Origin of the sequence: Pseudaquabacterium rugosum (genome assembly GCF_038066575.1) — a bacterium.
Taxonomy (GTDB): Bacteria; Pseudomonadota; Gammaproteobacteria; order Burkholderiales; family Burkholderiaceae_C; genus Pseudaquabacterium; species Pseudaquabacterium rugosum.
Genome location: NZ_JBBUTF010000001.1, coordinates 38274 through 63456, shown reverse-complemented (window position 1 = coordinate 63456; position 25183 = coordinate 38274). Strand labels below are relative to the sequence as shown.

19 protein-coding genes are annotated in these 25183 nt (G+C 71.3%); 4 read left to right on the top strand and 15 right to left on the bottom strand.

Annotated features, from left to right (window positions below; all coding sequences use genetic code 11):
• Positions 1-6 precede the first annotated feature (6 nt).
• The 4 genes from AACH11_RS00330 to AACH11_RS00315 are packed head-to-tail and all read left to right on the top strand — an operon-like array spanning position 7 to position 5282.
• On the top strand, positions 7-1014 hold the full coding sequence (locus tag AACH11_RS00330; RefSeq protein ID WP_341372200.1) for a glycosyltransferase: 1008 nt from the start codon (positions 7-9) through the stop codon (positions 1012-1014).
• Positions 1015-1019: 5 nt separating this feature from the next.
• On the top strand, positions 1020-2510 hold the full coding sequence (locus tag AACH11_RS00325; RefSeq protein WP_341372199.1) for a lipopolysaccharide biosynthesis protein: 1491 nt from the start codon (positions 1020-1022) through the stop codon (positions 2508-2510).
• 52 nt (positions 2511-2562) lie between these two features.
• The gene (locus tag AACH11_RS00320; protein WP_341372198.1) at positions 2563-4242 is read left to right on the top strand and encodes an asparagine synthetase B family protein; all 1680 of its coding nucleotides are present in this window, start codon (positions 2563-2565) and stop codon (positions 4240-4242) included.
• A gap of 32 nt (positions 4243-4274) precedes the next feature.
• A complete protein-coding gene (locus AACH11_RS00315) occupies positions 4275-5282 on the top strand; it encodes an acyltransferase family protein (protein WP_341372197.1) in 1008 nt (335 codons plus the stop codon).
• Between the two features lie 60 nt (positions 5283-5342).
• Here AACH11_RS00315 and AACH11_RS00310 read toward each other — a convergent pair whose 3' ends face one another.
• Genes AACH11_RS00310 through AACH11_RS00240 form a run of 15 tightly spaced genes read right to left on the bottom strand, consistent with a single transcriptional unit; the run spans position 5343 to position 25037 of the window.
• On the bottom strand, positions 5343-6344 hold the full coding sequence (locus AACH11_RS00310; RefSeq protein ID WP_341372196.1) for a polysaccharide deacetylase family protein: 1002 nt from the start codon (positions 6342-6344) through the stop codon (positions 5343-5345).
• Positions 6341-7876 (bottom strand): putative O-glycosylation ligase, exosortase A system-associated, encoded by a 1536-nt coding sequence (locus AACH11_RS00305; RefSeq protein ID WP_341372195.1) that lies wholly within the window; start codon positions 7874-7876, stop codon positions 6341-6343. Before AACH11_RS00305 ends, AACH11_RS00310 begins: the two co-directional genes overlap by 4 nt.
• A complete protein-coding gene (locus AACH11_RS00300) occupies positions 7869-9143 on the bottom strand; it encodes a glycosyltransferase (protein WP_341372194.1) in 1275 nt (424 codons plus the stop codon). The genes AACH11_RS00305 and AACH11_RS00300 overlap by 8 nt, the downstream gene beginning before the upstream one ends.
• A 14-nt stretch (positions 9144-9157) precedes the next feature.
• Entirely contained in the window at positions 9158-10351 is a 1194-nt protein-coding gene (locus tag AACH11_RS00295) for a glycosyltransferase family 4 protein (protein ID WP_341372193.1), read from the bottom strand.
• Positions 10348-12276, bottom strand: a complete 1929-nt coding sequence (locus AACH11_RS00290) for an XrtA/PEP-CTERM system amidotransferase (RefSeq protein WP_341372192.1) — start codon at positions 12274-12276, stop codon at positions 10348-10350. Before AACH11_RS00290 ends, AACH11_RS00295 begins: the two co-directional genes overlap by 4 nt.
• A 45-nt stretch (positions 12277-12321) precedes the next feature.
• Positions 12322-13515, bottom strand: a complete 1194-nt coding sequence (locus AACH11_RS00285) for a TIGR03088 family PEP-CTERM/XrtA system glycosyltransferase (RefSeq protein ID WP_341372191.1) — start codon at positions 13513-13515, stop codon at positions 12322-12324.
• 37 nt (positions 13516-13552) lie between these two features.
• Positions 13553-14833, bottom strand: coding sequence for a nucleotide sugar dehydrogenase (locus tag AACH11_RS00280; RefSeq protein ID WP_341372190.1), 1281 nt, complete (start codon positions 14831-14833; stop codon positions 13553-13555).
• A gap of 48 nt (positions 14834-14881) precedes the next feature.
• Positions 14882-16459, bottom strand: coding sequence for an exosortase A (gene xrtA, locus AACH11_RS00275; protein WP_341372189.1), 1578 nt, complete (start codon positions 16457-16459; stop codon positions 14882-14884).
• Complete coding sequence (locus AACH11_RS00270; RefSeq protein ID WP_341372188.1) at positions 16456-17733, bottom strand: TIGR03087 family PEP-CTERM/XrtA system glycosyltransferase; 1278 nt, start codon at positions 17731-17733, stop codon at positions 16456-16458. The genes xrtA and AACH11_RS00270 overlap by 4 nt, the downstream gene beginning before the upstream one ends.
• 27 nt (positions 17734-17760) lie before the next feature.
• Positions 17761-18798, bottom strand: a complete 1038-nt coding sequence (locus tag AACH11_RS00265; protein WP_341372187.1) for a FemAB family XrtA/PEP-CTERM system-associated protein — start codon at positions 18796-18798, stop codon at positions 17761-17763.
• Positions 18799-18812: 14 nt separating this feature from the next.
• Positions 18813-19664, bottom strand: coding sequence for an XrtA system polysaccharide deacetylase (locus AACH11_RS00260; RefSeq protein ID WP_341372252.1), 852 nt, complete (start codon positions 19662-19664; stop codon positions 18813-18815).
• Between the two features lie 35 nt (positions 19665-19699).
• Positions 19700-20875 (bottom strand): XrtA/PEP-CTERM system-associated ATPase, encoded by a 1176-nt coding sequence (locus tag AACH11_RS00255; RefSeq protein ID WP_341372186.1) that lies wholly within the window; start codon positions 20873-20875, stop codon positions 19700-19702.
• 2 nt (positions 20876-20877) lie between these two features.
• Complete coding sequence (locus AACH11_RS00250; protein ID WP_341372185.1) at positions 20878-22404, bottom strand: TIGR03016 family PEP-CTERM system-associated outer membrane protein; 1527 nt, start codon at positions 22402-22404, stop codon at positions 20878-20880.
• A gap of 1 nt (position 22405) precedes the next feature.
• Complete coding sequence (locus tag AACH11_RS00245; protein WP_341372184.1) at positions 22406-23437, bottom strand: XrtA-associated tyrosine autokinase; 1032 nt, start codon at positions 23435-23437, stop codon at positions 22406-22408.
• A gap of 4 nt (positions 23438-23441) precedes the next feature.
• A complete protein-coding gene (locus AACH11_RS00240; RefSeq protein WP_341372183.1) occupies positions 23442-25037 on the bottom strand; it encodes an XrtA system polysaccharide chain length determinant in 1596 nt (531 codons plus the stop codon).
• Positions 25038-25183: the final 146 nt, after the last annotated feature.

Here is a 25183-nt window from a genome sequence, read left to right as displayed (position 1 = left end):
CCCCTCATGTCCGCCATGATCTCCGTCATCATCGCCACGCGCGATCGCCCGCAATTGTTCGGCGAGGCACTGGCGTCGGTGCTGGCCCAGCGCGATGCCGATTTCGAGCTCATCGTCGTCAACGACGGCGGTGACGAGCGGCACCTGCCGGCCTATCAGGCCATGTGGGCGGACGCCCGCGCGCGGCTGGGCGAGCGCTTCTCGGTCCACCGCCTGGTGCACCGGCCGCGGGGCCATGGCCAGAGCTATTCGCTGAACTACGGGGTCTCGCAGGCGACGGGCAGCCATGTCTGCTTTCTCGACGACGACGACCGCTGGACCGACGACGGCCATCTGGCCCGTGTGGGCCGCGCGGTGGCCGCGCCGCGGGCCGACGTGCCGCCGGCCGACCTCTACATGGCCAACCAGGAGGCCTGGCGGGTCGATGGCTCGCGCGTGGGCGTGCTGTGGATCGGCGGCCTGCAGGCCCGGCTGCAGTCGCGCGGCGCGACGGCCGACGCCGACGGCGTCCTCGACGTCACGCTCGACGACCTGATGGCGATCGACGGCTTCTGCCACCTCAACGCGCTGACCGTGCGCCGCGCGCTGTGGGAGCAGATCGGCGGCATGGACGAGGGCATCCGCTGGGAATGCGACCGCGAGGTCTGGCTGCGCCTGGTCGAGGCCGCGCGCCGCATGCGCCACCATCCGGGCGTGATGTCCTGGCACCGGGTGCCCGATCCGACCAAGGCGCTGAACATGACCACCTCGCTGAGCACGGCCGACAAGCGCGTGCTGCAGTGCCTGGTGCTGGACAAGGTGCTGGTGCGCGCGCGCCATCCGGCCGTCATCGCCCATGCCCGCGAGCACAAGGCCTGGGCGCTGAAGAAGCTGGCCGCCGACTGCGCCGAGCGCGGTGACTGGCCGCTGGCCGGCTGGTACGCCCGCCAGGCCTTCGGCGCCGCGCCGGGCCTGAAGTGGGGCCTGTGGACGCTGCAGGCCAGCCTGCGCGGTCTCGGCGGACGCGGGGCCTGAGCCACATGACGCAACTGCGCCGTTCGCTGGCCTGGTCGGCCGCGCAGAGCTACCTCGGGGTGGCACTGCAGCTGCTGTCGACCATGGTGCTCTCGCGCGTGCTCACGCCCGCCGAGGTCGGCACCTTCGCCGTGGCCACCGTGTTCGCCGCGCTGGCGAGCAACTTCCGCGACTTCGGCGTCGCCGAGTACCTGATCCAGGCCAAGGAGCTGACGCACCGCCAGATCCGCGCCGCCTTCGCCGTCAACATCGGCGTGTCCTGGGCCATGGCGCTGGCGCTGGCGCTCGGCGCCGGGCTGGCCGGCCAGTTCTACCGCGAGCCGGGCATCAGCGAGGTGATGCGCATCCAGGCGCTGAACTTCGTGCTGATCCCCTTCGGCGCGATCAACATGGCCTGGTACCGGCGCGAGATGAACTTCAAGCCGATGTTCATGGCCGGCGTGCTGTCGGACGTGATCGGCCTGGTCGTGGCCATCACGCTGGCGCTGCGCGGCCATGGTGCGCTCAGTCTGGCCTGGTCGTCGTTCGCCGGCGTGGTCGTGACCTGGCTGGTGTCGGTCTCGTTCCGGCCGCGTGACTTCCCGCGCTGGCCGGGTCTGGCCGGCATCCGCGAGGTGCTGCATTTCGGCGGCTTCGCCAGCGGCATCTACCTGCTGGGCCAGCTGGGCCGCAATGCGCCCGAGCTGGTGATCGGCCGCGTGCAGGACGTCAGCGCGGTGGCGATGTTCAGCCGTGGTGGCGGTCTGGTGCAGCTGTTCCGCCAGCTGGTGGTGCGCGCGATCATGCCGGTGTGCCTGCCGTATTTCGCGCAGTCGGTGCGCGACGAGGGCAGCGTCAACCGGGCCTATGGCAGGGGCGTGGCCATCTTCACCGTCATCGGCTGGACCTTCCTCGGCTTCCTGGCGCTGGCGGCCTGGCCGTCGATCCGCGTCGTCTACGGCGACCAGTGGCTGGCGGCCGTGCCGCTGGCCCAGCTGCTGTGCCTGGCCGCGGCCTTCGAGATCGTCCACTACCTGGCCAAGGAGGCGCTGCTGGCCCACGGTCAGGTCAAGGCCGCCTCGCGCCTGCAGGCCGAGCTGCAGGGGGTGCAGCTGGTCGGCCTGCTGGGCGTGCTGCCCTGGGGCCTGACCGGCGCCTGCGTCGGCCTGATCGCCGCCCAGGCCATCGGCCTCGTGCTGTCGCAGCGCGCGCTGCACCAGGGCACCGGCTACACGCTCGGCGAGTTGCTGGCGCCCTGCCGCGCCAGCGCGCCGGTGGCCCTGATCGCACTGGCCCCGATGGGGGCGCTGGTGCTGGCCTGGCCGGCCACCGCATCGAACTACCTCGGTCAGCTGGCCGTCGGCGGTCTGCTGACGACCGCGACCTGGCTGCTCGCGCTGCAGCGCACCGGCCATCCCCTGTGGGCCGAGATCGCCCGCCTGATCGTCCCGCTGCGGCGCCGCTTCGGCGGCCGCTCCGCCGACACCCCCGAACCCTCCGACGGCGCCCCGCACTGACACCGCGCCCGTGTCCACGCCCGCCCCGCACCGCCTTCCGACCGCATCGCCCATGCCCGCTTCGACCCTGCCCCTGTGCGCCGGCTACCCGCGCTTTCCCGAGCTGACTGTCCCCGGCCTGGCCCGGCCTGACGCCGGCACCGCCGAGCGCTGGCGCGCGCTGATCCGCCAGCACGGCCCGGCCGAGGCCGCCCGCCGCGTGCAGGGCGACTTCGCCGTCGCGCTGACGCTGGACGACGGCAGCGTCTTCCTGGCCGTCGACCGCTTCGCGATCCGCACGCTGTGCTGGCGCGTCGAGGGCGGCGCCCTGCAGGTGGCCGACCGCGCCGACGCCTTCGGCGTGCAGGAGATCGACCCGCAGGCGCTGTTCGACTACCTGTACTTCCACGTCATCCCCTCGCCGCGCACCGTCTTCGACGGCGTGCAGCGCCTGCCGGCCGGCCACTACGGCCTGTTCAAGGACGGCCGGCTGACGGTGCAGCCCTACTGGGTGCCGACCTTCGCGCCGCAGCCCTCGGCCCAGGCCGACTTCAACGCGCTGCGCGACGAGTTCCGCGACCTGCTCAAGACCTCGGTCGCCGACCAGCTCGACGGCAGCACGCCGGCCTGCTTCCTCAGCGGCGGCACCGACAGCTCGACCGTCACCGGCATGGCCTGCGCGGCAGCCGGCCGGCCAGCGGTGGCCTACTCGATCGGCTTCGAGGCCGATGGCTACGACGAGATGGCCTACGCGCGCCTGGCCGCCCGCCACTTCGGCGCCGAGCACCGCGAGATCTACTACACCCAGGCCGACCTGCTGCGCGACATCCCGCGGGTGGCCGGCGGCTACGACCAGCCCTTCGGCAACTCCTCGGCCCTGCCGTCCTACCTCGCCTCGCTGCGCGCGCACGAGGACGGCGTGACCCGCATGCTGGCCGGCGACGGCGGCGACGAGCTGTTCGGCGGCAACTCGCGCTACGCGACGCAGCGCATCTTCGAGGTCTACGAGCGCGTGCCCGCGCTGGTGCGCAAGGGCCTGCTGGAGCCCTTCTTCCGCCTGCCGCCGGTGGCCGCCGCGCCGCTGCTGCGCAAGGGCGCCAGCTACATCCGCCAGGCCACCACGCCGATGCCCGACCGCGTGCAGGACTACAACCTGATCAAGCGCCTGGGCTATGCCGACGTCTTCACCACCGGCTTCCTGCGCCGGGTGGACACCGGCTCGGTCAACGTCCAGCAGCGCGCGGTCTGGGCCCTGCCCCAGGCCAGCGACGAACTCGACCGCCACCTGGGCTACGACTGGCGCTACACGCTGGCCGAGTGCGATCTGCCCAAGGTCGTCGGCACCACCGGACTCGGCGGCCTGAGCGTGGGCTTCCCGATGCTCGATGCGCGGCTGGTCGATTTCTCGTCGCGCCTGCCGGTCGACTACAAGCTGCGCGGCAAGGCGCTGCGCTGGTTCTTCAAGGAGGCGCTGCGCGGCTTCCTGCCCGACGACGTGATCACCAAGCAGAAGCAGGGCTTCGGCCTGCCCTTCGGCGTCTGGCTGGTGCAGCACGAGGGCCTGAAGGCCATGGCCCGCGACGCGCTGCAGGCCGGCGTGGCCCGCGGCATCGTGCGGCCGGAGTTCATCCGCACGCTGCTGGAGCAGCGCATGCCCGAACACCCGCACTACTACGGCACCATGGCCTGGATCCTGATCATGATGGAGCACTGGTTCCGCCGCCACGCGCCGGACTGGAAGCTGCGCGCCTGACCGGGCCCGGGCCACGATCGACAGCGCAGGCCGTGGTCGCCAGCGACCGCCGATCCGCGCCGCCCGGCCCGCCGGCGCGGCGCCTGCCCGGCATCGATCTGCTGAAGATCGTGCTGGCGGTGATGGTGGTGGGCCTGCACGCCCAGCTCTGGCGGCAGGACCATCCGCTGGCCGGCCAGCTGCTGGGCGAGGGCCTGTTCCGGCTGGCGGTGCCCACCTTCCTGCTGATCAACGGCTGGTTCTTCGGCGCGCTGGGTGACCGCGGCCGGCAGCGCGCCTGGATCGGCAAGCTGCTGCGGCTCTACCTGGCCTGGAGCCTGATCTACGGCGCGGACCTCGTGCAGACCGCGCTCGCCTCACCCCAGCCCGGCTGGACCGCGCTGCGCCTGCTGCTGCTCGGCGACCGGCACCTGTGGTATCTGCCGGCGGCGGCCACCGCGGCCGGGCTGTGCTGGCTGGGCCTGGACCGCCATCCGCGGGCGCTGCTGGCGCTGATGGCCGCGGGCTGGCTCTACGGCTTCGCGCTGCAGGACGGCGTACCCGCCGACGCGCCGCTGCCGGGCTTCGGCGATCTGGACGGACGGCCCTGGGCCTGGCGCAACGTGCTGGGCGTGGGCCTGCCCTTCTTCGGCCTGGGCCTGCTGCTGCAACGGCAGGCCTGGGTCAGCCGGCTGCCGGCCCGCCACGCGGCCGGGCTGGCCGCCCTCGGCCTGCTGGCGGTGCTGGCCGAAGCCTGGTGGCATGTGCAGGCCGGAACGGCCGACCGCGACCGGGACCTGCTGCTGAGCCTGTTGCCGGCCGCGCCGGCCCTGCTGCTGGCCGCGCTGCGCCTGGGTGAACGCTGGCCGCCGGGCCTCGTGCCACGCGAGACCGCCCGCCTGGCCCACGGCGTGTACTTCAGCCACATGGCGCTGATCCTGGCGATCCAGCACGGGGCCGCACCCGCCAGCGGCACGCTGATGCTGGCCGCGCTGACCGGCGCGCTGCTGATCAGTGCGCTGCTGCTGCGCAGCCGGCACACGCGCTGGTTGGTGGGCTGAGGGGCTGACGGGCTGAAGCCGGCGGTCCGGCTGGATGTCGCCGGATGCCGGCCGTCGGGCTCAGGCCGCGGCCAGGCCCGCGCGCTGGTAGCCGGGCTGCCGGCGGCAGGCCACCAGGCGGGCCATCCACGGCCAGGCGCCGGCCTGCCAGGGGGTGAAGCGCGGCAGCTCGAACAGATCGTCGCCCGGCCGGGCCACGCCCGGGGCCGTCGTCACCGCGGCCTTGAAGCCGAGCCCGCGTGCCAGCTCGGCATGGCGACGGGCGTAGTCCCGGTCCGGGCGGCCGTTCGGGTAGGCGAACAGGTCCACCGGGGCCTGCACCAGCTGCTGCAGGCGATCGCGGCTGCCGCGCATCTGGCGCGCCACCTCGGCGTCCTCGATCGAGCACAGGATCGGGTGGTCCAGCGTGTGGGCGCCCAGGCCCATGCCCGCCGCGGCCATCGCCTGCACCTGGTCCGAGCGCATCATCAGGTCGTCGGGCAGGTGGCGCGGCTGCGCCAGCGTGCGCAGCCGCGCCAGAGAGGGCTCGCGCTCGGCCGGCGACTGGTACTTGATGACGCCCAGCAGCTGGCCGATGGCCGCGGCCTTGAGCGCCGGCGTGCCGATCGGCAGGCGGCCGAGGCCGAAGTCCCCGGCATCCAGCTCCGTCAGCGGTGAATGGCGCAGGCTCTCGATCACCGTGTCGTTGAACATGCGCCCGCCGTCGAGAAAGCCGGTGGCGATGAAGAAGGTGGCGTGCAGGCCGTGGCGGCGCAGGATCGGCAGCGCGACGTCGTGGTTGTCGGCATAGCCGTCATCGAAGGTGATCGCCATCGCCCGCGGCGGCAGCCGGCCGGCGGCCAGCCCGTCGACGGCAGCCTCCAGCGGCAGCACGTTGAAGCTGCGGCGCACCAGGCCCATCAGGCGGTCGAAGCGCGCGGCATCGAGCTCCAGCGGAAACACCGGATCGGGCTGCGGCAGCACGCGGTGGAAGATCAGGATCGACAGCCGCGGCGCGGCCGGCGTGGCCAGCGCCAGGCCCAGACGGGCGCCAGCGCCCAGCATCAGATCGGACGGGCTCATCGTCGGGTCGGAGGTCGGTTCGCGGGCGCCGGCCGGGCGCCATCGTGGGGCGCGGTCGCGCCGGGCGCCGCCGGACGGGCGCGGCGGGGCGCACCCGGGCGGGCCATCGACACGGGGTTCGGCACGGGGGTCGACACGGCGGTCGGCTGCGGGTTCGCGGCGGGCACGGATGAGGACGCCGCCCCCGCCACACGGGACGGGCGGCCGGCGGCCATCGCCGGCCCGGCACCCGCGCCGGCGATGGCGCTGGCATTGACGGCCCGGGTCGCCGGGCCCCGTGCCCGCTGCACCTCCCGCTGGCAGAGGATGACGAAGATGACGATGTAGTACGGCAGATCCAGATTCATCAGCGACAGGAAGGCGCCGCCGACCAGGAAGCCGATGGTCGAGACCTGGCACATGCGCATCAGCACCGGCACCCAGTCGGCCAGTTCCGGCACGGTGGCCGCCTCGCGCGCCGTGCGCCCGGCCGCACGCCAGACCCAGGCCCAGATCAGCAGGAACAGGCCCAGCCCGACGAAGCCGTGCTCGCCCAGCGCCTGGAAGTAGATGCTGTGGGCCACCCAGGGCGTGCCGAAGGCGACCTCGTACTTCGGATCGGTCGGGCCGTAGACCGCGTAGAGCGCCAGGTTGTCGGCGCGGAAGCCGGCCCCGACCAGCGGCCGGTCCACCGCCACGTTCCACATCGAGATCCAGGCATAGAACCGCTGGGTCGCCGACGCGTCCTCCTGGTGATTGCTGATGGTCGACATGCGCTCGGACCAGCTGTCGGGCATGAAGGCGATCAGCAGCACCAGCAGCGCGCCCAGCACCAGCGAGAAGCGCACCGGGTGCTTGCTCTTGAGGCCGAGGAAGATCGACATCGCCAGCACGCCCACCAGCGCGCCGCGCGACTGCGAGCCGAGGATGGACGCGCCCATGAACAGCATCGCCCACGGCAGCGCCAGCCGCAGCCAGCGCCGCGTGGTCACCGACCAGAAGTAGTAGACGAAGGGCAGCACGATGATCAGCGAGACCGCCAGCGCGTTGTTCTCCTCCATCATGCTGTCCGGCGGCCCCCAGACGCGGTAGCTGCCGCCGGTGGCCACGGTGAAGATGCCGCCCTTGACGCCGAAGAAGGCGAGCGAGACGGCGACCACGGCCACCAGCACCTCGATCTGCGAGCGCCCCTGCACCACCAGCAGGGCGACGAAGAACATCAGCATGATCTTCGAGACGAAGATCCAGCGCTCCAGCACCGCGTCACCGGGATTGATGGACGTCAGCGAGGTCAGGCTCATCCAGGCCCACAGCAGGGCCAGCAGCCAGACCCCGGCGCTGCGCGGCATCGACTTGTGCCGGGAGAACAGCGCGCCCATCAGGCCGAACAGCGCGGCGATCATCGCCCACGGCAGGTCGTGGGCGAAGCCGTAGGTCATCCGGTGCGGATTCATCAGCGACAGCCAGGCCCACAGATAGGCCCCGATCTCGGGTCGCTTGAGCGACACCAGCAGCATCCAGCTGATGATCAGGCTGAGGGCGATGTCACGCATGGGCGCAGGCCTCGTTGCAGGCACCGCCTCGCACGCGCGCGAACAGGCCGAGCTGGGTCTGGCTGGTGTGGTCCCAGCCGAAATCCGCGGCATAGGCGCGCACGGCCGGACGCGGCACGGCCGCGTCCAGCAGATCGGCCAGCGCCGCGGCGAAAGCCGGCGCCTCGCGGGTGGCGACGACGCGGCCGGCCACCGGCTGCTGCACGATCTCGCGCACGCCGCCGACATCGCTGGCGACCACCGGCGCGCCGCAGGCCATGGCCTCCAGCAGCACGTTGGGCCAGCCTTCGCGGCTGGACGCCAGGATCAGCGCATCGGCCGCGCTGTACCAGCGCGAGAGCTCGATGTTGGGCACCTGGCCGATCCAGTGCACGGCCTCGGCCACGCCCAGTCGCTCGGCCAGACGGCGGCAGTGGGCCTCGTCGGGGCCGGCGCCGATGACCAGCAGGCGGGCCTGCGGCCGGGCACCGCCGCGCAGGACGGCCAGCGCCTCGATCGCCAGGCGCTGGCCCTTGTGTTCGTGGATGTTGCCCACGGTCAGCAGCAGCGGCACGTCGGCCGGCAGGCCCAGCTCGGCGCGCATGGCCGCCGGATCGTGGGCGACGAAACGCTCCAGGTCGACCCCGTTGCGCACCACGTGCAGCCGGTCGTCCGGCAGGCCGATGGCGGCCATGCGCCGCACCAGCGCCGCCGAGACGCCGATCGAGGCGCCCGCCTGACGGGCCGCCCAGCGCATCCAGCGCAGCGGCACCGCGTGTTCGGCGATCAGGTTGACGTCGCTGCCGCGGGCGGTGATCAGCAGCGGCTTGTCCAGCCAGCGGGCCAGCAGCGCCGCCGCCACGCCGTCGGGGTAGTAGTAATGGGCGTCGATGAGGTCGAAGTCGCGGCCCTCGGCCTGCAGCCGGCGCACCACCGACAGCGCGCCGAGCGCCAGCGTCAGCGGCGCCGTGCTCATGCCGACCTTGGGCAGCAGCAGGTAGCGCGGGTGATGGATGCGCACGCCGTGGCGCGTCTCGACATCCGGCGTGGCCGCGAAACGGGCCCGGTCGCCCCAGCGCGGATCGCGCGACGGGAACCAGGGCACCGGCGCGACGACCTCGGCCTCGACGGCGCCGGTCTTCAGCAGCTCGCGCAGCCGGGTCTCGACGAAGACGCCGTGCAGCGGCCGGCTCTCGCTCGGGAACAGCGTCGAGAACAGCAGCACGCGCAGCGGCCGCGGGGCGGCCGCGCGGAGATCAGCGGTGGCGGGCGAGCCGGCAGCGGCCATGATCGCGGCGGCGCTCAGGCCGCGCGGCGGCCGGCCGCGCCGCGCGAGCGGGCGCGCAGCCGTTCGGCCAGCGTGACCACGCGCTGGGCATTGCCCTGCCAGGTCAGGCGCTGGCGGGTGATCGAGGCCAGCGCGCGCTCGCTGATGCGCTGGCGCAGGCCGGCGTCATCGCACAGGCGACGCAGCGCGTCTTCCAGCGCACCGGGACGGTCGGGCTCGAACATCAGCGCATTGTCCCCGTCGCGCAGTACCTCCTCGAGGTTGGGCTGGCGCGGCGCGACCACGGCCTTGCCGAGCGCCAGGTACTCGAACAGCTTCAGCGGCGACGCGTAGTCGACGACCGCCGGCTGCAGCGCGATGTCGAAGGCGGCGACATGGGCCGGCACCGCGTCGCGGTCGATCACGCCGGTGAAGCGCACGCGCTCGCCCAGGCCCAGCTCACGCGCCAGCGCCTCCAGATCGGGCCGCGCCGGGCCGTCGCCGACGATCAGCAGCCGGGCATGGGCCGGTGCGGCCGGCGTGGCCATCCAGCGCACGACCTTGTCGACGCCGTGCCAGTCCCGCACGAAGCCGGTGAAGCCCAGCACCAGCGCTCCGGGCCAGCCGAGCCGGGCCTTGGCCTCCTCGGGCGACGGCGCCTGGGCGAAGTGGGCCTCGTTGATGCCGTTGGGGATCACCTCGATGTGGTCCTCGGGCACGCGGTAGGCGGTCACGTAGCGGGCCAGCACCCGGGTGACCGGCAGCACCGCATCCGCACCGCGCCAGGCGGAGCCCTCGGCCCAGCGGGCCAGCGGCAGCAGCTTGAGGCCGCCGAACTTGCTGCGCTCGTGCACCAGCGGCGCGTTGACCTCCAGCAGCAGCGGCACGCCCAGGCGCTTCTTGAGCATCACGCCGGCCAGCAGGAACAGGTTGTAGCGCTCGTAGATGACGTCGGGCTGGAACTCGCGGGCGGCCGCGGCCAGGCGGCGGTAGGCCACCAGCGTGTAGGCCAGCTCCAGCAGCTCGTAGACCGCGCCGGGCAGGCGCTGGCGCAGCTTGTGCACCCAGCCCAGGTCCTGGCCCATCGGCGCGGCGGCCGCGGCATCGGCGGCGGCCGGTGCGACCACGCGCACCTCGTGGCCGAGCTCGCGCAGCGCGTGGATCATCTCCTCGATGTGGACGGCCTGGCCGTCCTTCGAGGCGGTGCGGTGGTGGTACAGGATCTTCATGCGGCTACGGCCTCCGGCACCGGCGCGGCGGTCTGGCCGAGCGAGCAGCGCAGGAAGGCGTCGAACATCAACAGGGTCCACAGCGGTGTGCTGTGGTCGGCGGCGCCGGTCTCGTGCTGCTCGACGATGCGCGCCAGCGTGTCGCGCTCGAACCAGCCGGTCTCCAGCATCGGGCCGTGCAGCAGCGAGGCGCGCACGCGCTCGCGCAGCGGGCCGCGGAACCAGCGCGCCAGCGGCACCGAGAAGCCCATCTTGGGCCGGTACAGCACGTCGTCGGGCAGCAGCGGCTCCATCGACTTCTTGAAGAACATCTTGCCGTTGCTGCCCTGCAGCTTCAGCGCCGAGGGCAGCGTGGCCACCCACTCGACCAGCTCGTGGTCCATCAGCGGCTCGCGCACCTCCAGGCTGTGGGCCATGCTGGCGCGGTCGACCTTGGTGTTGATGTCGCCCACCAGGTAGGTGTGGGTGTCGATGTACTGGATCAGCGCCAGCGGATCGTCGGTCTGCGCGCGTGCGGCATGGCGCTCGAAGACCTGCTGCGCGCTGTAGCCGCCGAGCTCGGCCTTGAACTGGCGGGTGAAGAGCTGGCTGCGCAGCGGCTCGCGCACGAAGCACATGCTGTGGAAGTAGGCCTCGACCGCGCTGCGGGCCATGCCCTGGAAGGTGGTCTTGGCGCGGAACATGCGCGGCGCCCAGTCGGCCTTCGGATAGACGCGGCCGAGGAAGCCGAACAGCGGCTGGCGCAGCGCGGCCGGCAGGCTGGCGCGCATGCGCTCTTCCATCAGATGCAGCCGGTAGCGGCGGTAGCCGCCGAAGGTCTCGTCGCCGCCGTCACCCGACAGCGCCACCGTCACGTGCTTGCGCGCGAGCTGGCAGACGCGGTAGGTGGGGATGGCCGAGCTGTCGGCATAGGGCTCGTCGTACAGGCGGGCCAGCGTGTCGATGAGGTCGAAGTCGTCGACGCCGACCTGCTCGACGCGGTGGTTGGTCGCGTAGCGCTGGGCGACCATCTCGGCGAACGCGCTCTCGTTGAACTGCGGGTCGGCGAAGGAGATCGAGCAGGTGTTGACCGGCGCGTCGGACAGCCCGGCCATGGTCGCGACCACGGCACTGGAATCGACGCCGCCGGACAGGAAGGCGCCCAGCGGCACCTCCGAGATCATGCGCAGGCGCACCGACTCGCTCAGGCGGCGGCGCAGCTCCTCGCCGGCCTCCTCGACGCTCAGGCGCGCGCCGAGCGTGAAGCGCACGTCCCAGTAGCGCTGCGGCTCGGGGATGGGCTGGCCGCGCCGGATCGTCAGCGTGTGGCCCGGCGACAGCTTGCGCGCCTGGCGGAAGATGGTCCGCGGCTCGGCCACGTAGCCGAGGGCGAAGTACTCCTCGACCGCCTGCGGATCGATGTCGCGCTTCAGGCCGCCGTGCTGCATCAGCGTCTTCAGCTCGGAGCCGAACAGCAGCCAGCCGTCATCGAGGATGGCGTAGTGCATCGGCTTGACGCCCATGCGGTCGCGCGCCATGAAGAAGGTCTGGCGGTTGCGATCCCACAGCGCGAAGGCGAACATGCCGCGGAAGCGCTGCACGCAGGCCTCGCCCCACTGCTCCCAGCCGTGGACGATGACCTCGGTGTCGCTCTTGGTGCGGAAGACGTGGCCGGCGGCCTGGAGCTCGGGGATGAGCTCCTGGTAGTTGTAGATCTCGCCGTTGAAGACGACGACGACCGAGCCGTCCTCGTTGGACAGCGGCTGCTGGCCGGTGGCCACGTCGATGATCGACAGCCGGCGATGGCCGAAGCCCACGCCCGGCTCCAGATGCACGCTGCCCTCGTCCGGGCCGCGGTGGAACTGGGCATCGTTCATGCGCTGCAGGCGCGCGCCGTCGGGCTCGCGCCCGGCCCGGGTGTCGAAGATGCCGGTGATGCCACACATGGTGCTGACCTCGGGAACGATGTTGGATTGGAACGGTTCGGGAACTCAGGGGCGCGCGGCGCGGTCCGGCGCCCGCAGGGCCAGCAGCTGCTCGTACTGGCGCTGGTAGGCGCCGACCATCGCGTCCAGGCTGAAACGGTCGAGCACGCGCTGGCGGCCGGCGGCGCCGAGCGTGCGGCGCCGCGCGGCGTCCGTCACCAGCGGCGCCAGCGCGTCGGCCATGGCCTCGGGCTCGGCGGCCGGCACCAGACGCCCGGTGTGCGGATCGTCGACCAGATCGCCATTGCCGCCGACCGCCGTGGCGACGACCGGACGGGCGCTGGTCATCGCTTCGAGGATCGTATTGGAGATGCCCTCGGCCAGCGACGGCAGCACGAACACGTCGAGCCCGCGCATGACATCCGGCACGTCGTGGCGCTCGCCGGCCAGCCAGGCCAGCTCGCTGACCCCGCCCTCGCGCAGCACCTGCTCGATCGGCGCCTGCAGCACGCCGCGACCGACGATGACCAGCCGCGCCTGCGCCCGCAACGCGGGCTGACGCTGCAGCAGGCGCACGAAGCCGCGCGCCAGCAGCAGCTGGTCCTTCTCCGGCGACAGGCGGCCGACAGTGCCGATCAGCACCTCACCGGCGGCGCCGAACGGGCAGCCGGTGATCGGCAGCCGCGCGCAGGCCGGATCGGCCGGCGGCGCGAAGCGGTCGGTGTCCACGCCGTTGTAGATCTGGGCGATGCGTGCGCCATCGATGCCCACACGCTGGCGCAGGTAGTCACCGAGGTCGCGCGACAAGGCGATGTAGCGGTGGACGAAGGGCGCGTAGAGGCGCCGGATCCACTGGTAGCGGCGCACCGTGCCGTGCGGATCCGAGGTGTCGCGGCCATGCTCGCCGTGGATGCGCACCGGCACCCCGGCCAGGGCGGCCGGCACCTGGCATTCCAGCGCAGCCAGGTTGCGGGTGTGCACGACGTCGGGCCGCAGGTCGCGGAACAGCCGGTACAGCCGCGGGTACAGCTTGACCGCATGGCCCGGCGGCTTGTGCAGCGAGATGAAGCGCACGTCCGGCCGACGGATGCGCTGGGCGAACGCCGGCACGACCTCGGTCAGCGCGACCACGACATGCCGGCAGGCATCGGCCGGCATGTGGTTGATCAGGTTGACGACGCCGTTCTCGAGCCCGCCGGTGTCGAAGCGGTAGACCAGGTGCAGGACCAGCGGGCGCGGATCGGTCGACGCGCGGCTCACCGGCGCCCCCCCGGGCAGGCGATGGCGGCCGCCCGCCTCACAGACGCCAGACGCGCAGGCCCGCCGCCGTCAGCGCCTGGGCGTCGAACGCGGCCTTGACGTCGATGAAGGCGCCGCCCTGGACGACCTTGCGGCCCAGCTCCTCGACGCCGAACTCGGCGAACTCGCGGTGCGAGACGGCCGCGACGATGGCGTCGGCCTGCGGCAGCGCATCGAACGGGGTCAGCGGCACCCCGTACTCGTGCACGGCCTCCTCGCTGTCGGCCTGGGGATCGGTGACGAAGACCTCGACGCCGTAGCTCTGCAGCTCGCGGATGATGTCGATGACCTTGCTGTTGCGCAGGTCGCCGCAGTTCTCCTTGAACGTCAGGCCCAGCACGTTGACCTTGGCGCCCTTGATGACGCTGCCCGCCGCGATCATGGTCTTGATCGTCTGCTCGGCGATGAACTTGCCCATGCCGTCGTTGATGCGGCGGCCGGCCAGGATGACCTGCGGGTGGTAGCCCAGCATGTCGGCCTTGTGCGTCAGGTAGTAGGGATCGACGCCGATGCAGTGGCCACCGACCAGACCCGGCTTGAACTTCAGGAAGTTCCACTTCGTGCCGGCGGCCTCCAGCACCTCGGAGGTGTCGAGACCGATCTTGTCGAAGATGATGGACAGCTCGTTCATCAGCGCGATGTTCAGGTCGCGCTGGGTGTTCTCGATCACCTTGGCCGCCTCGGCGGTCTTGATGCTGCTGGCGCGGTGCACGCCGGGCTCGACGATGAGCTCGTAGAGCTTGGCGACCTTGTCCAGCGTCTCGGGCGTGTCACCGCTGACGATCTTCAGGATCTTGGTCAGCGTGTGTTCCTTGTCGCCCGGGTTGATGCGCTCGGGGCTGTAGCCGACGAAGAAGTCCTGCTTCCACTTCAGGCCCGAGTGCTTCTCCAGCACCGGAATGCACACCTCCTCGGTGGCACCGGGGTAGACCGTGCTCTCGTAGACGACGATGGCGCCCTTCTTCAGGTTCTTGCCGGCGCTCATCGAGGCGCCGATCAGCGGCTTGAAGTCGGGGATGTGGGCCTCGTCCACCGGCGTGGGCACGGCCACGATGATGATGTCGGCCTCGGCCAGCAGCGCACCGTCATCGGTGTAGACCGCGTGGGTGGCGGCGGCCAGCTCGCTGTCGGGCAGCTCGCGCGACGGATCGGTGCCGCGGCGGCAGGCCTCGACCTTCGACGTCGCGATGTCGAATCCGATGGTGCGCACGCGCTTGCCGAATTCCACCACCAGAGGCAGGCCCACATAGCCCAGGCCGATGACTGCAACGGTCGTCATGTTCTTCAGGTTCAGATCAGGATGCGGAAATTGTCGGTCGGCACACGCTCAGCGCGTATCCCGCGCCTGCTCGAGTGAGCGCTCGATCGTGGCGAGGTTCTCGGCCACGAAGCTCTGCAGGCGGGCGTCGCCCTCGGTCTGGCTGGCGGCAGGGGCGTGCAGGATGATCGCGGCGGCGTCATCGGGCTGGCCGGTGAGCGCCAGCCAGGCCTGCCAGAGCTTGGCCTCGACCTGACGCGTGGTCAGGTGGCCGCCGACCCAGTAGAGCTGCCAGACGACGAAGCCGGCACGGGCCCCGCCCGGCATGCGGGCGCCGTCGCTGAGCACGACGTGGGCGGCATTCCACTCGACCGGCCGGGCGCCGGCGCCGTGCACGCGGCCTTCGGCGATGCGGTTCCAGACGCGGCCGCCGGACTCGACCAGGATGTTGGTCGAGCTCACGAGCTTGGAGGCGTAGTCCTGGTCGCGGTAGTACTGCAGATTGACCACCACCTCGCCGGCCGGGCCACGGTAGGCCTGGTTGACGGTGGTGCGCGCGCCCTCGTACATCGGCGTCCAGTCCAGCGTGGGCACCTCGGCGACGCGCCAGGTACCGAGCTGCTGCGGCAGCCGGATCACCGGTTGCGGGCCCGGCATGCCGGCGGAGACCGACGGCAGCAGATGCGGCCAGGCCGTGGCCAGCAGCGCGACCAGCGCGCACGCCGCCACACCGGTGTCACGGCGCCGCTGCTGGGCCGGCGCGAGCACCGGCATCGGCCGGTCGGCGGCGAAGGACGGCTCGGGCTCGGCCCAGCGCGAACCGATCATGAACAGCGTGAAGATGACGATGCCGAAGAAGACCCAGCCGTAGAGCAGGTGGTCGACCCCGGTGGCGATCTCGTTGTTCGACAGGTGGCCGAGCATCACGATGATGTAGGCCCGCGCCCAGTTGGCGAGGATGGGCACCACCAGCGCCAGGCCCATGAACACCGTGCGCTTGAGCGCCGAACGGTAGTTCAGGTAGGCGAAGAGGCTGCCGACCATCAGCGTGGACATCAGATAGCGGATGCCGCCGCAGGCCTCGACCACGGCCCAGCGGCCCGAGGGAATGGCGAGCTGCTGGCCCTCGCGGTAGACCGGGATGCCGGTCCAGCGCAGACCGGCGACGACGGCATCGGCGGTCCAGTGCATCAGGTAGGGCGTCATGAAGTCGCCCACCGGCACGGCGAAGAACAGGAAGCACAGCGGGAACAGGATCACCCGGCTGACCTGCAGACCGAGCAGCAGCGGCACGCTGGTCACCAGCAGGCCCATCAGCGCGAGCTGGGTGCCGGAGTTCATCGCCAGCCGGTCCGACAGCCACCACATCAGGGTCAGCGCCGCCATCGGCAGCACCATCGCGGGCGCCGGCCGCGGCTGCAGCACGGCCAGGCGTGCCCGCAGGCGCCAGACCAGCCAGCCGGCGATCGGCGGCACCACCCAGGCGTGGGTGAAATCGCCCGAGCGGTCCCAGATGTGGACCATGGCCATGCCGGTCTCGCGCAACAGCCACAGCAGTGCGCCCAGCAACAGGACCAGACAGATCAGCGGCGCGCGCCAGTGGCGCGGCACGGCCAGACCGGGCATTTCGAGCGAGAGGGCCTTCATCGGATGGACTCCAGCGGCCCCGGGGCCGCGGACAGGACTGCGGCTCCGGCGCCGGAGGCCACCGGGTTGCCAAGCTCACGCAGAAAGCGCTCCAGCGGAGCCAAGCGGCCGGCCCAGCTGTAGCGGGCAGCCACGCAGTTCTGGCCGTGCAGGCCGATGCGCGCGGCCATCGCACGGTCGCGCAACAGCGCATCGATCTGGCGGACGTAGTCTTCCGGCGTCTCGGCGGCCAGCAGGTCGCGGCCGTCGACCGCGTCCAGCGCGCCGACGCAGCCGGCCGCGGCCACCACCGGCCGGCCCATGGCCATCGCCTCCAGCACCTTGTTCTGCACGCCGCGGGCCAGCCGCAGCGGCGCGACGACGACGGCCGCATGCTGCAGCCAGGGTCGCACATCGGGCACCGTACCGGTCACCACCACGGCCTCGCCGGCCAGGGCCTGCACGGCCGGCGTCGGCGCGCGGCCGACCACATGCAGCCGCAGCCGGGGATGGCGACGGCGCAGCTCGGGCAGCATCTCGGCGGCGAACCACTGCACGGCGTCGACGTTGGGCCAGTAGTCCATCGCGCCGGTGAAGACCACCGCCGGCTCGTCGGCCGCCCAGCCCTCGGGCCGCGGGCGTGCGGCATCGGGCGTGAAGAAGTCGGCGTCCACGCCATTGCCCATCGCCAGCACGCGGCCCCGCGTGGCCGGGGCCAGGCGTTCGAGCAGCGCGACCTCGGGCTCGGTGACGAGGAAGGCGTGGCGCGAGCGGCGCACGACCTCGGCCTCGTAGGCCAGCAGCGTGCGGCCCTCACGCCGGTACAGCCAGGACAGCGGCCAGGGATGGCGCTCGGCATAACCCGCCCACTTGGCGGAGTCGACGTCGACCAGATCGGTCAGCAGCGGCAGCTGGGGATGGGCCAGCGCATAGGGCGCCATCGACGACGAGAACACGATGGCCGCGTCGATGCCGCCGGCCGCCACCTGCTGGTCGACCCAGCGGGCCAGCCCCGCATCATGGTAGTAACGCAGGGTCAGCGGTTGGCCGCTCGCCAGCGCCGTCAGGCTGCGCAGCTTGCCGGTGCGCGGCGACAGCGGCCGCAGGCAGACCTCGGCACACCATTCGCGCAGCTGCGCCTCGTGCGCCCAGTCCTCGGGATCGTCGACGAAGCTGCCCAGCACCACCTCGTGACCGTGCGCCAGCAACTGACGCAGCAGATGGTACGAGCGCACCTTGTCGCCCTTGTTGGGCGGATAAGGCATGCGATGGACCAGGTACAGCAGGCGGGCCATGACGTCGATCGTGCGGACACCCGGGCCTCAGCCCAGGCTGCGCACCAGATAGGGGCCGAGACGATTGGCCACGCCGATCGGCAGCTTGCGCCAGGCCTGGATCAGCAGCTTGTACTTGGCGTTGTTGGGGTTGTTCTGGGGCACCGCATCGCGCTTGTAGAGCTGGTACTCGTAGTTCAGCGGCTGCGGCTCGAAGCCCCAGTTCTTCTTGAAGTGGTACGGGCCGGTGCCGATCTTGCTGCGGCCGTAGTCGAACAGCGTCAGCCCGCGCTCGCAGGAGCGGCGCAGCAGTTCCCAGTACTTGAAGTCGTTGGCCGCCAGATCCCGTGCGCGCTCGTCGTCGCCGGCGTAGTAGGCCAGCACCTCGCCACGGAAGTAGAAGCTCAGCACCGAGGTCAGCGGCACGCCTTCGGCGCTGCAGACGGTCAGCACGTCACAGTCGGCGCCGAACTCGTCGCGCAGGGCCTGGAACCAGCGCTTGGGCAGCGCCGGCGTGCCGTGCCGGTGCACGTTGTCCGCGTAGAGCGCGAAGAAACGCTCGACGTCAGGATCCATCGTGCTGGTCAGGCCGTTCTTGATGCCCTTGCGCACCATCGCGCGCTGCTTGCGCGGGATGGCGTTCAGGTTGGCCTCGACATCCGGCAGGATCGGCTTGCGGAAGGTGACGTAGAGGTCCTGCAACGGCCAGTCGTCGTGCCGACGGTCGACGTTGCGCATCTCCAGATGCTGCACGCCGAGCTGCTGGGCGATGCGGCAGGCTTCGGCCTCCAGCGCGTCGGCCGCAGCCGTGTCGTCGGCGGCCACACCGGCATAGACGACGAAGGGCAGGCTGACCAGCGCATGGCCGAACAGCCGGCTCTTGACCTCGGCCAGCGGCAGCACACCCCGGATGCGGCCGCCCTCTTCCGCGTACAGGAAGTACGTGGGGTGGCGGAACACCTGATGCAGCACACGCTGCCAACCGGCACGATGGAAGAAGGTGGCCTGCGGACAGGCGAGGACGAACGCGTCCCAGCGCGAGCCGGCGGCACGGTCCTGCCAGCCCAGGCGTTTGATCTCGATCACGGGTAACCCAGGTTTCAGTCGCGACGCAGTCGGGCAGACTGCCCGAGGAAGATGTCGTCCATGCGACCCCATCGGAAGTCGCGCAGCAGGGCATCGAGCCGCCGCTCGGTGCGCGCGATGTTCACATAGTGGCGGAAGCGGGTCTTCCGATCGATGCCCGGAACGCGGGGCTGCCCGTGATCGATTTCCCACGGGTGGAAATAGAAGATGGCCGGCTGCGCATCCTCCCGGTTGACGCGGCGGATCATCCACTGTGTCAGGGCGTAAGGGAACAGCCGGAACCAGCCGCCGCCCGAGGACGGCAGGTTGCGGCTTCCGACCCGCACCGTGGTCACCGGCACCTCGAGCAGACCGTTGTCGCGCCGGTGCGCGAAGCGCGGCGCATCCGGCATGCCGTAGTGGTCATGGCGGATCGGATAGATGCTGGAGCTGTAGGTGTGGCCGGTCTCGCGCAGCACGTCGAAGGCCCACAGATTGCCGTGGCCGATCGAGAAGCTGGGCGCCCGGTAGCCGCGCACCGGCACGCCGCCCAGGTCTTCGAGCAGGCCCTTGGCCCGGATCAGGTCCTCGCGCAGCTGCACCGGCGTCAGCTCGCTGGCGCGCTGGTGGCCGTAGCCGTGACTGGCCAGCTCGTGCCCCTGCTCGACGATGCGCCGCACCAGATGGGGGTAACGCTCGGCGACCCAGCCCAGCGTGAAGAAGGTGGCCCGGGTGTCGTGGCGCTGCAGCAGCCCGAGCAGGCGCTCGACATTGGCCTCGACCCGGCAGTCGCAGGCGTCCCAGTCCTTGCGCGCGATGTACGGGGCCATCGCCGAGACCTGGAACCAGTCCTCGACGTCGATGGTCATCGCGTTGACGATCGGCATGGCCGCGCCGGGGGCCGGCGTAGCGGTGGCGCCGCTCACTTGTCCTGCTCCTCGGTCGAGCCGTTGGGCGGTGTCGGCGCGGCCAGCGGCATGGGCTCGGACAGCGCCGCGCCGCCCGGTCCCTGCCGCCGCACGGCCTGCACCAGCTGCTGCAACAGGGCCAGCACCTGCAGGTTGCTGCGCTCAAGACGGTGCAGCCCGCGCTCCAGGCGCTGCAGCTGGTCGGCCCGCTGCTCGGACGACAGGCGGCTGATCTGGCGGCTCATGGTGTCGGCCGCCGCGGGCTCCAGCTGCAGCCGCGACAGATCGACGTCCAGCGCGCCGGCGGTGGTCAACGGAGCCGTCGCCGCCAGGCCTTCACGCGCCGGCTCGGCTGCGGTCACCGGACGGCTGGGCACCTCGGATTCCTGCGCGAACTCCTTGACCACCTCCTGGGCGTCGGCGACCTCCAGATGGGTCTTGCCGGCCAGGAAGCCGGCCAGCAGCAGGCGGTCACAGAGGGTGTTGATGCGCCGCGGAATGCCGCCGCTGGCCTTGAAGATGCTGTCGAAGACACCGTCCTCGAAGCTGGGCTTGCCGGCGGCGCCCGCGCACTTCAGACGGTGCTCGATGTAGTGCTGGGTCTCGTCGCGGTCGAGCGGGCCGATGTGGCAGGTGGCCGCCACGCGCTGACGGAACTGCTCCATCTCGGGCCGCTGCAGGATCTCGCGGAACTCCGGCTGGCCGACCAGGAAACTCTGCAGCAGGGCCTGGTTGCCGAACTGGAAGTTCGACAGCATGCGCAGCTCCTCGACCGCGCGCGGCGTCAGGTTCTGCGCCTCGTCGACGATCAGCAGGCAGCGCTTGCCCTTGCTGGTCTGGCTGATCAGGAAGGCCTCGAGCGTGATCAGCAGCTCGCTCTTGGGCACGTCCTTGACCTTGAAGCCGAAGGACGCGCCGACCATGCGCAGCGTGTCCTCGGCGCCCAGCTGGGTGGTCACCAGATGGCCGACCACCACGTTGGAGCCGTGCAGGCTCTCGATCAGCGTGCGCAGGATGGTCGTCTTGCCGGCACCGATCTCGCCGGTGATGACGATGAAGCCCTCGTTGCGCGAGACGCCGTAGTCCAGGTAGGCCTTGGCCCGGCGGTGCTGCTTGCTGCCGAAGTAGAAGGACGGGTCGGGATTGAGCTGGAACGGCTTGTTGCTCAGGCCGTAGAACGATTCGTACATGGTCAGAACTTCGCGGCCAGGGACGCCGTCAGGGCGGTCTCGTCGTAGTCGGTGGCCTGCATGTGGTAGCGGCCGAGGCGCAGGCCGAGCGAGGTCGTGACGTCAGGACCGAGCTTGGCGTTCAGGCGCAGCGAGGCGAGCTGCTCGCGTGCGCGCTGGCTGGCCAGCTCGCCGCGGGTGTCGACGGCCGACAGCCCGAACAGCAGCGAGGCCTGCGGCGTCAGCGCGTGTTCGAGGTCGACGGCCAGGTCGTTGCGCCGCACGCGGGTGGCCTGGGCCAGCAGGTCGATCAGCTGGGCCAGCGGATCGACGCGCTCGGTGCGGGTGCTGCCCAGCGTCAGCGTCGCGGTCTGCCGCACGCCACGCCAGGCGACGGAGAACGCGCCGCGCTGCTGCACGGTGGTGGCCGAGCCCAGCCAGTCGGCATCGACCGGCGCGTTGATCGGCCGGTTGCCCAGCAGGGCCAGCACGGCGGCTTGACGCTGCAGCGGGTCGCTGATGCTCGACCGCAGCAGCTGGTCGAACAGCTGGTAGGCGGTCGAGGTCTGACCGGTGTTGGCGTAGTCGGAGCTGCTCAGGTTGCGCGTCAGCTGCAGCTTGAAGGCGGTGCGCGGCAGGCGGTGCGACAGCTCGACCGCATAGGTGTTGCCGAAGCTGCGGCGCTCCCACTGCGCATCCATCAAGGTGCGCGGCCCCGGCGTCCAGCGGGTGCCGATGCCCCAGGTGGCATAGGCGCGGCGGTCGGCGGTGGAGACATCGCTCCACTCGCGACCCACGCGGCCCTGCAGCTGCCACTCGGCCGGCTCGACGACCCAGGTCGCGACGCCCTGCAGGCGGTCGGAGCCGGTGTCACGGCCGATCTGTTCGTCGATGCGCTGCACGCTGGCCAGCGTCTGCCAGCCCAGGCGTCGCTCGGTGGCCGGATTCAGCGCGATCTGGGCGCTGCGCACGACCTGGTTGCCATCGGGCTGGCCCTGCACGCGCACGCCGTCGAGGCCCAGCTTCGCGCTCAGGCGCAGATCGCCCCCCAGGCGGCTGCGCCACTGGGGCGCGAGGTGCCATTGCGTGGTGCGCGCGACATTGCTGCTGGCGCTGTCGGGCGAGGCCAGCGTCGGACCGAGCGCGGACAACGCGCGGCGGGAGACATCCAGACCGGTTTCCAGCGTCAGGCGATCGTCGTAGGCCCGGCCGGTGAGCTGGCCCTTGACGCCGAGCTGCCACTCGCTCTTGCGGGCATGGCGTGCGTACTGCACGCGCTTGACGTTCAGATCGCCCTGCCCCAGCCAATGGGCCGAGCGGGCCTGCAGGCCGCTGCCGGCGGTCAGCCGGGTGACGGCATCGGCCTCACCCTGGGCCGAGACATCGTGGTTGCTGGTGACGGTCTGCTCGGCACTGACGTAAGGCTGCAGACGCCAGCCCCCGGCCGGTGCGGCCTGCTGGGCGGAGGCCGCCAGGGCCGCGGTGGCCAGGGCCACCGCCAGCACCCCACGCGGAGCGCGGGCCTGCAGCATCGACGGACGGCGCCGCATCTCAGTCCGCCCGGCCGCCGGCCGTCGCGGTCTCGGCCGGCACCGCGGCACCGCCGTCCGCCGGACGCTGCTCGTCACTGCCATAGCCGTAGCCGTAGCCATAGCCGTAGCCATATCCGTAGCCGTAGGAGCCGCGGTTGCCATGGCGGGCCTGGTTGAGCAGCACCATGCGCAGCGGGCAGGTCTCGATCGTGGCCAGGGCGTTGTTCACGTCGGCCTGCAGCGTCTTGCCGGCATGCACCACCATCACCACCTGGCCCATGTGCGTGGCCAGCACGCGCGATTCGGTGGTCAGCAGCAGCGGCGGCGAATCGAAGATGATGATCCGGTCCGGGTAGCGGGTGGCCATGTCCTCGAGCAGCTGGTGCATCGCCTCGGAGGCGAGCAGCTCGGTCGCCTTCGGATGCGGCCGCCCGCTGGGCAGCAGCGTCAGCTTGTCGATGTTGGTGCGCATCAGCACCTCGCTCATCTCGGCCTTGCCTTCCAGCAGGTCGAGCAGGCCGCGCGCCTCGGGCAGACCCAGCTTCTTGAGCACCGACGGACGGGCCACGTCGGCATCGACCAGCATCACGGTGTGGTCGAGCTCGGCGGCGATGCTCATCGCCAGGTTGATCGCGGTGAAGCTCTTGCCCTCGCCGGGCAGCGCGCTCGTCACCATGATCAGGTTGGCGTGGCGCACGCGCACGTCGTCGAGCGAGATCGCGTTGGCGATCAGCGGACGCTTGATCACGCGGTACTGGTCGGCCATGTGCGAGCGCGGGGCGCTGGGCACCAGATAGCCGGCCTCGATCAACGCCGGCAGGTCGAACTCGACCAGCTTGGACACCGGCGCGGCGGCGGGCGGCGGCATCGGCACCGCGGGGGCGGAGACCCGGTCCAGGTCCAGATCCAGGTCGGCGATGTCGTCGACCGGGGCCGGCCGGGCCATCGGGTGCGGCGGCACCATCGTCGGCGTGTCCTCGCCGGGAATCTCGACCCCGGCGGCGCGCAGCTGCGCCAGTCGCTGTGCTGCCTGTTCGATCAGACTGCTCATCTGCTTAACCCACCATGCGTGCCGAGAGGATCGAGACGGTGACCATCGCCACCAGGAAGACCGCGAACAACAGACCCACGCCGAGGTAGAAGCGCATGCGGTCGCTGCGCTCGCGCTTCATCGAGTCCTCGGTCAGCACGGCCGAGACCACGCCCAGCAGCGGCAGGCCCGTGGCCAGTCGCAGCTCGTTGGCCTCGTGGAAGACCGGGCGCAGCTGGTTGCCGACGAAGGCCGTCAACACACCGGCGAAGAGCGCGACCACCAGCGCGGCCGGCAGCAGCAGCAGGCGGTTGGGCGACACCGGCTTGGGCGAGACCCGCGGCGGATCGACCAGACGGAAGTCGGCCACGCCCGAGGCCATGTCCAGATCACCGGACATCACGGCCGCCTGCTTGCGGGCCACCAGGTCCTCGTAGTTCTTCTTGATGATCGCGTAATCGCGGTTGAGTTGCGCCGCCTCGGCCTCGATCTGCGGGGCGGTGCGCGATTGCGCACGGGCCTGGTTCACGCGGTTCTGGTATTCGGCGACGCGGGCCCGCAACGAGGCGACCTGCACCTCGGAGGTGGCCAGCACCCGCGAGAGCTCCTGGACGGCCAGGTTGGCGTTGCCGCTGATGGCCGGTGTCGGGGCGGGCTGGGCCAGCGCGGCCTTGCGCAGCTCGGCCATCTCACGCTTCTTCTGGTCCTCGAGCTCGCGGATCAGCCGACGGGTGCCGACCACGTCCGGATGGGCGTCGGTGTAGCGCTGCAACAGGGCGTCGAGGTTCTTGCGCTGCACGTCCAGGCGGGCATCGAGCTCGGGCGTGGCGATGTTCAGCGCGGCCTCCTGCAGCACGCTCTGCGCCGCGCCGCCATGGCCACCATCGCGGCCCCGCTCGGCATCGAGCTGCTTGCGGGCGGCATCGCGGGCCTGCTCGGCCTCGCGCAGCTGCAGGCGGGCCGTCTCGAGCTGCTGGTTCAGCTCACCCAGGCGGGTGGCCGTGTCCTTGCCATCGCCGCTCTGCAGGTCGATGTTGCGCAGGCGGAAGTCCTTCAGCCGCGCCTCGGCCTCCTCGAGCTTGCTCTCGTAGGACTTGATCTGTTCGTCGAGGAAGACCTTGGCCGAGTCGGTGTCCTTGCGGCTGGCGCCCAGGCTGGACTCGACGAAGATCGAGACCATCGACTGGATCACCCGCTTGGCCTTGTCACGGTCCGGATCGGCGTAGGACAGGGTGTAGAGGTTGTCGCGGCCGGTGGTGGCGATCTTCAGCGTCTCCATCAGCGTCTCGATCAGCTGCTCCTGCTGCGCCTTGGTCTCGCTCTTGAGATCCAGGTCCGCCATGCGCACCAGCTTCTCGATGTTGGGGCGGCTGATCAGCGTGCGGCTGAGCATCACGACCTGCTGGTCGATGTTGGGCTGCACGGTCAGGCCGGACATCAGCGGCTTGAGGATGGACTGCGTGTCGACGAAGATCCGCGCCGACGCTTCGTAGCGGTCGGGGATCTTGAAGACCACGACCACACCCACGATCGCCATCACCCAGGCGACGATCAACCCGGTCCAGCGAAACTTCCACATCCCGCGCGCGATCGCGCTGAGCTGGTTGATCAGTTCTTCCATCGACTTCGAACAGTGCTGCGGTCAGGAGAGGGGCCGGCGAAGCCCGGGGCGTCCCGCGCGGGGCGGGCAGGATCGTGCGGGCAGCCGGCGCCGGGCCACGCAGGCGCGACACGGCGCCATGCGCGGACGCGACCACCGGGCCGGCC

What these genes read in the sequence shown, in the direction of transcription:
- AACH11_RS00330 (WP_341372200.1), top strand. Translation starts at nt 7, where the DNA reads ATGTCCGCCATGATCTCCGTCATCATCGCCACGCGCGATCGCCCGCAA.
- AACH11_RS00325 (WP_341372199.1), top strand. Translation starts at nt 1,020, where the DNA reads ATGACGCAACTGCGCCGTTCGCTGGCCTGGTCGGCCGCGCAGAGCTAC.
- AACH11_RS00320 (WP_341372198.1), top strand. Translation starts at nt 2,563, where the DNA reads ATGCCCGCTTCGACCCTGCCCCTGTGCGCCGGCTACCCGCGCTTTCCC.
- AACH11_RS00310 (WP_341372196.1), bottom strand. Translation starts at nt 6,344, where the DNA reads ATGAGCCCGTCCGATCTGATGCTGGGCGCTGGCGCCCGTCTGGGCCTG.
- AACH11_RS00305 (WP_341372195.1), bottom strand. Translation starts at nt 7,876, where the DNA reads ATGCGTGACATCGCCCTCAGCCTGATCATCAGCTGGATGCTGCTGGTG.
- AACH11_RS00300 (WP_341372194.1), bottom strand. Translation starts at nt 9,143, where the DNA reads ATGGCCGCTGCCGGCTCGCCCGCCACCGCTGATCTCCGCGCGGCCGCC.
- AACH11_RS00295 (WP_341372193.1), bottom strand. Translation starts at nt 10,351, where the DNA reads ATGAAGATCCTGTACCACCACCGCACCGCCTCGAAGGACGGCCAGGCC.
- AACH11_RS00290 (WP_341372192.1), bottom strand. Translation starts at nt 12,276, where the DNA reads ATGTGTGGCATCACCGGCATCTTCGACACCCGGGCCGGGCGCGAGCCC.
- AACH11_RS00280 (WP_341372190.1), bottom strand. Translation starts at nt 14,833, where the DNA reads ATGACGACCGTTGCAGTCATCGGCCTGGGCTATGTGGGCCTGCCTCTG.
- xrtA (WP_341372189.1), bottom strand. Translation starts at nt 16,459, where the DNA reads ATGAAGGCCCTCTCGCTCGAAATGCCCGGTCTGGCCGTGCCGCGCCAC.
- AACH11_RS00270 (WP_341372188.1), bottom strand. Translation starts at nt 17,733, where the DNA reads ATGGCCCGCCTGCTGTACCTGGTCCATCGCATGCCTTATCCGCCCAAC.
- AACH11_RS00260 (WP_341372252.1), bottom strand. Translation starts at nt 19,664, where the DNA reads ATGCCGATCGTCAACGCGATGACCATCGACGTCGAGGACTGGTTCCAG.
- AACH11_RS00255 (WP_341372186.1), bottom strand. Translation starts at nt 20,875, where the DNA reads ATGTACGAATCGTTCTACGGCCTGAGCAACAAGCCGTTCCAGCTCAAT.
- AACH11_RS00250 (WP_341372185.1), bottom strand. Translation starts at nt 22,404, where the DNA reads ATGCGGCGCCGTCCGTCGATGCTGCAGGCCCGCGCTCCGCGTGGGGTG.
- AACH11_RS00245 (WP_341372184.1), bottom strand. Translation starts at nt 23,437, where the DNA reads ATGAGCAGTCTGATCGAACAGGCAGCACAGCGACTGGCGCAGCTGCGC.
- AACH11_RS00240 (WP_341372183.1), bottom strand. Translation starts at nt 25,037, where the DNA reads ATGGAAGAACTGATCAACCAGCTCAGCGCGATCGCGCGCGGGATGTGG.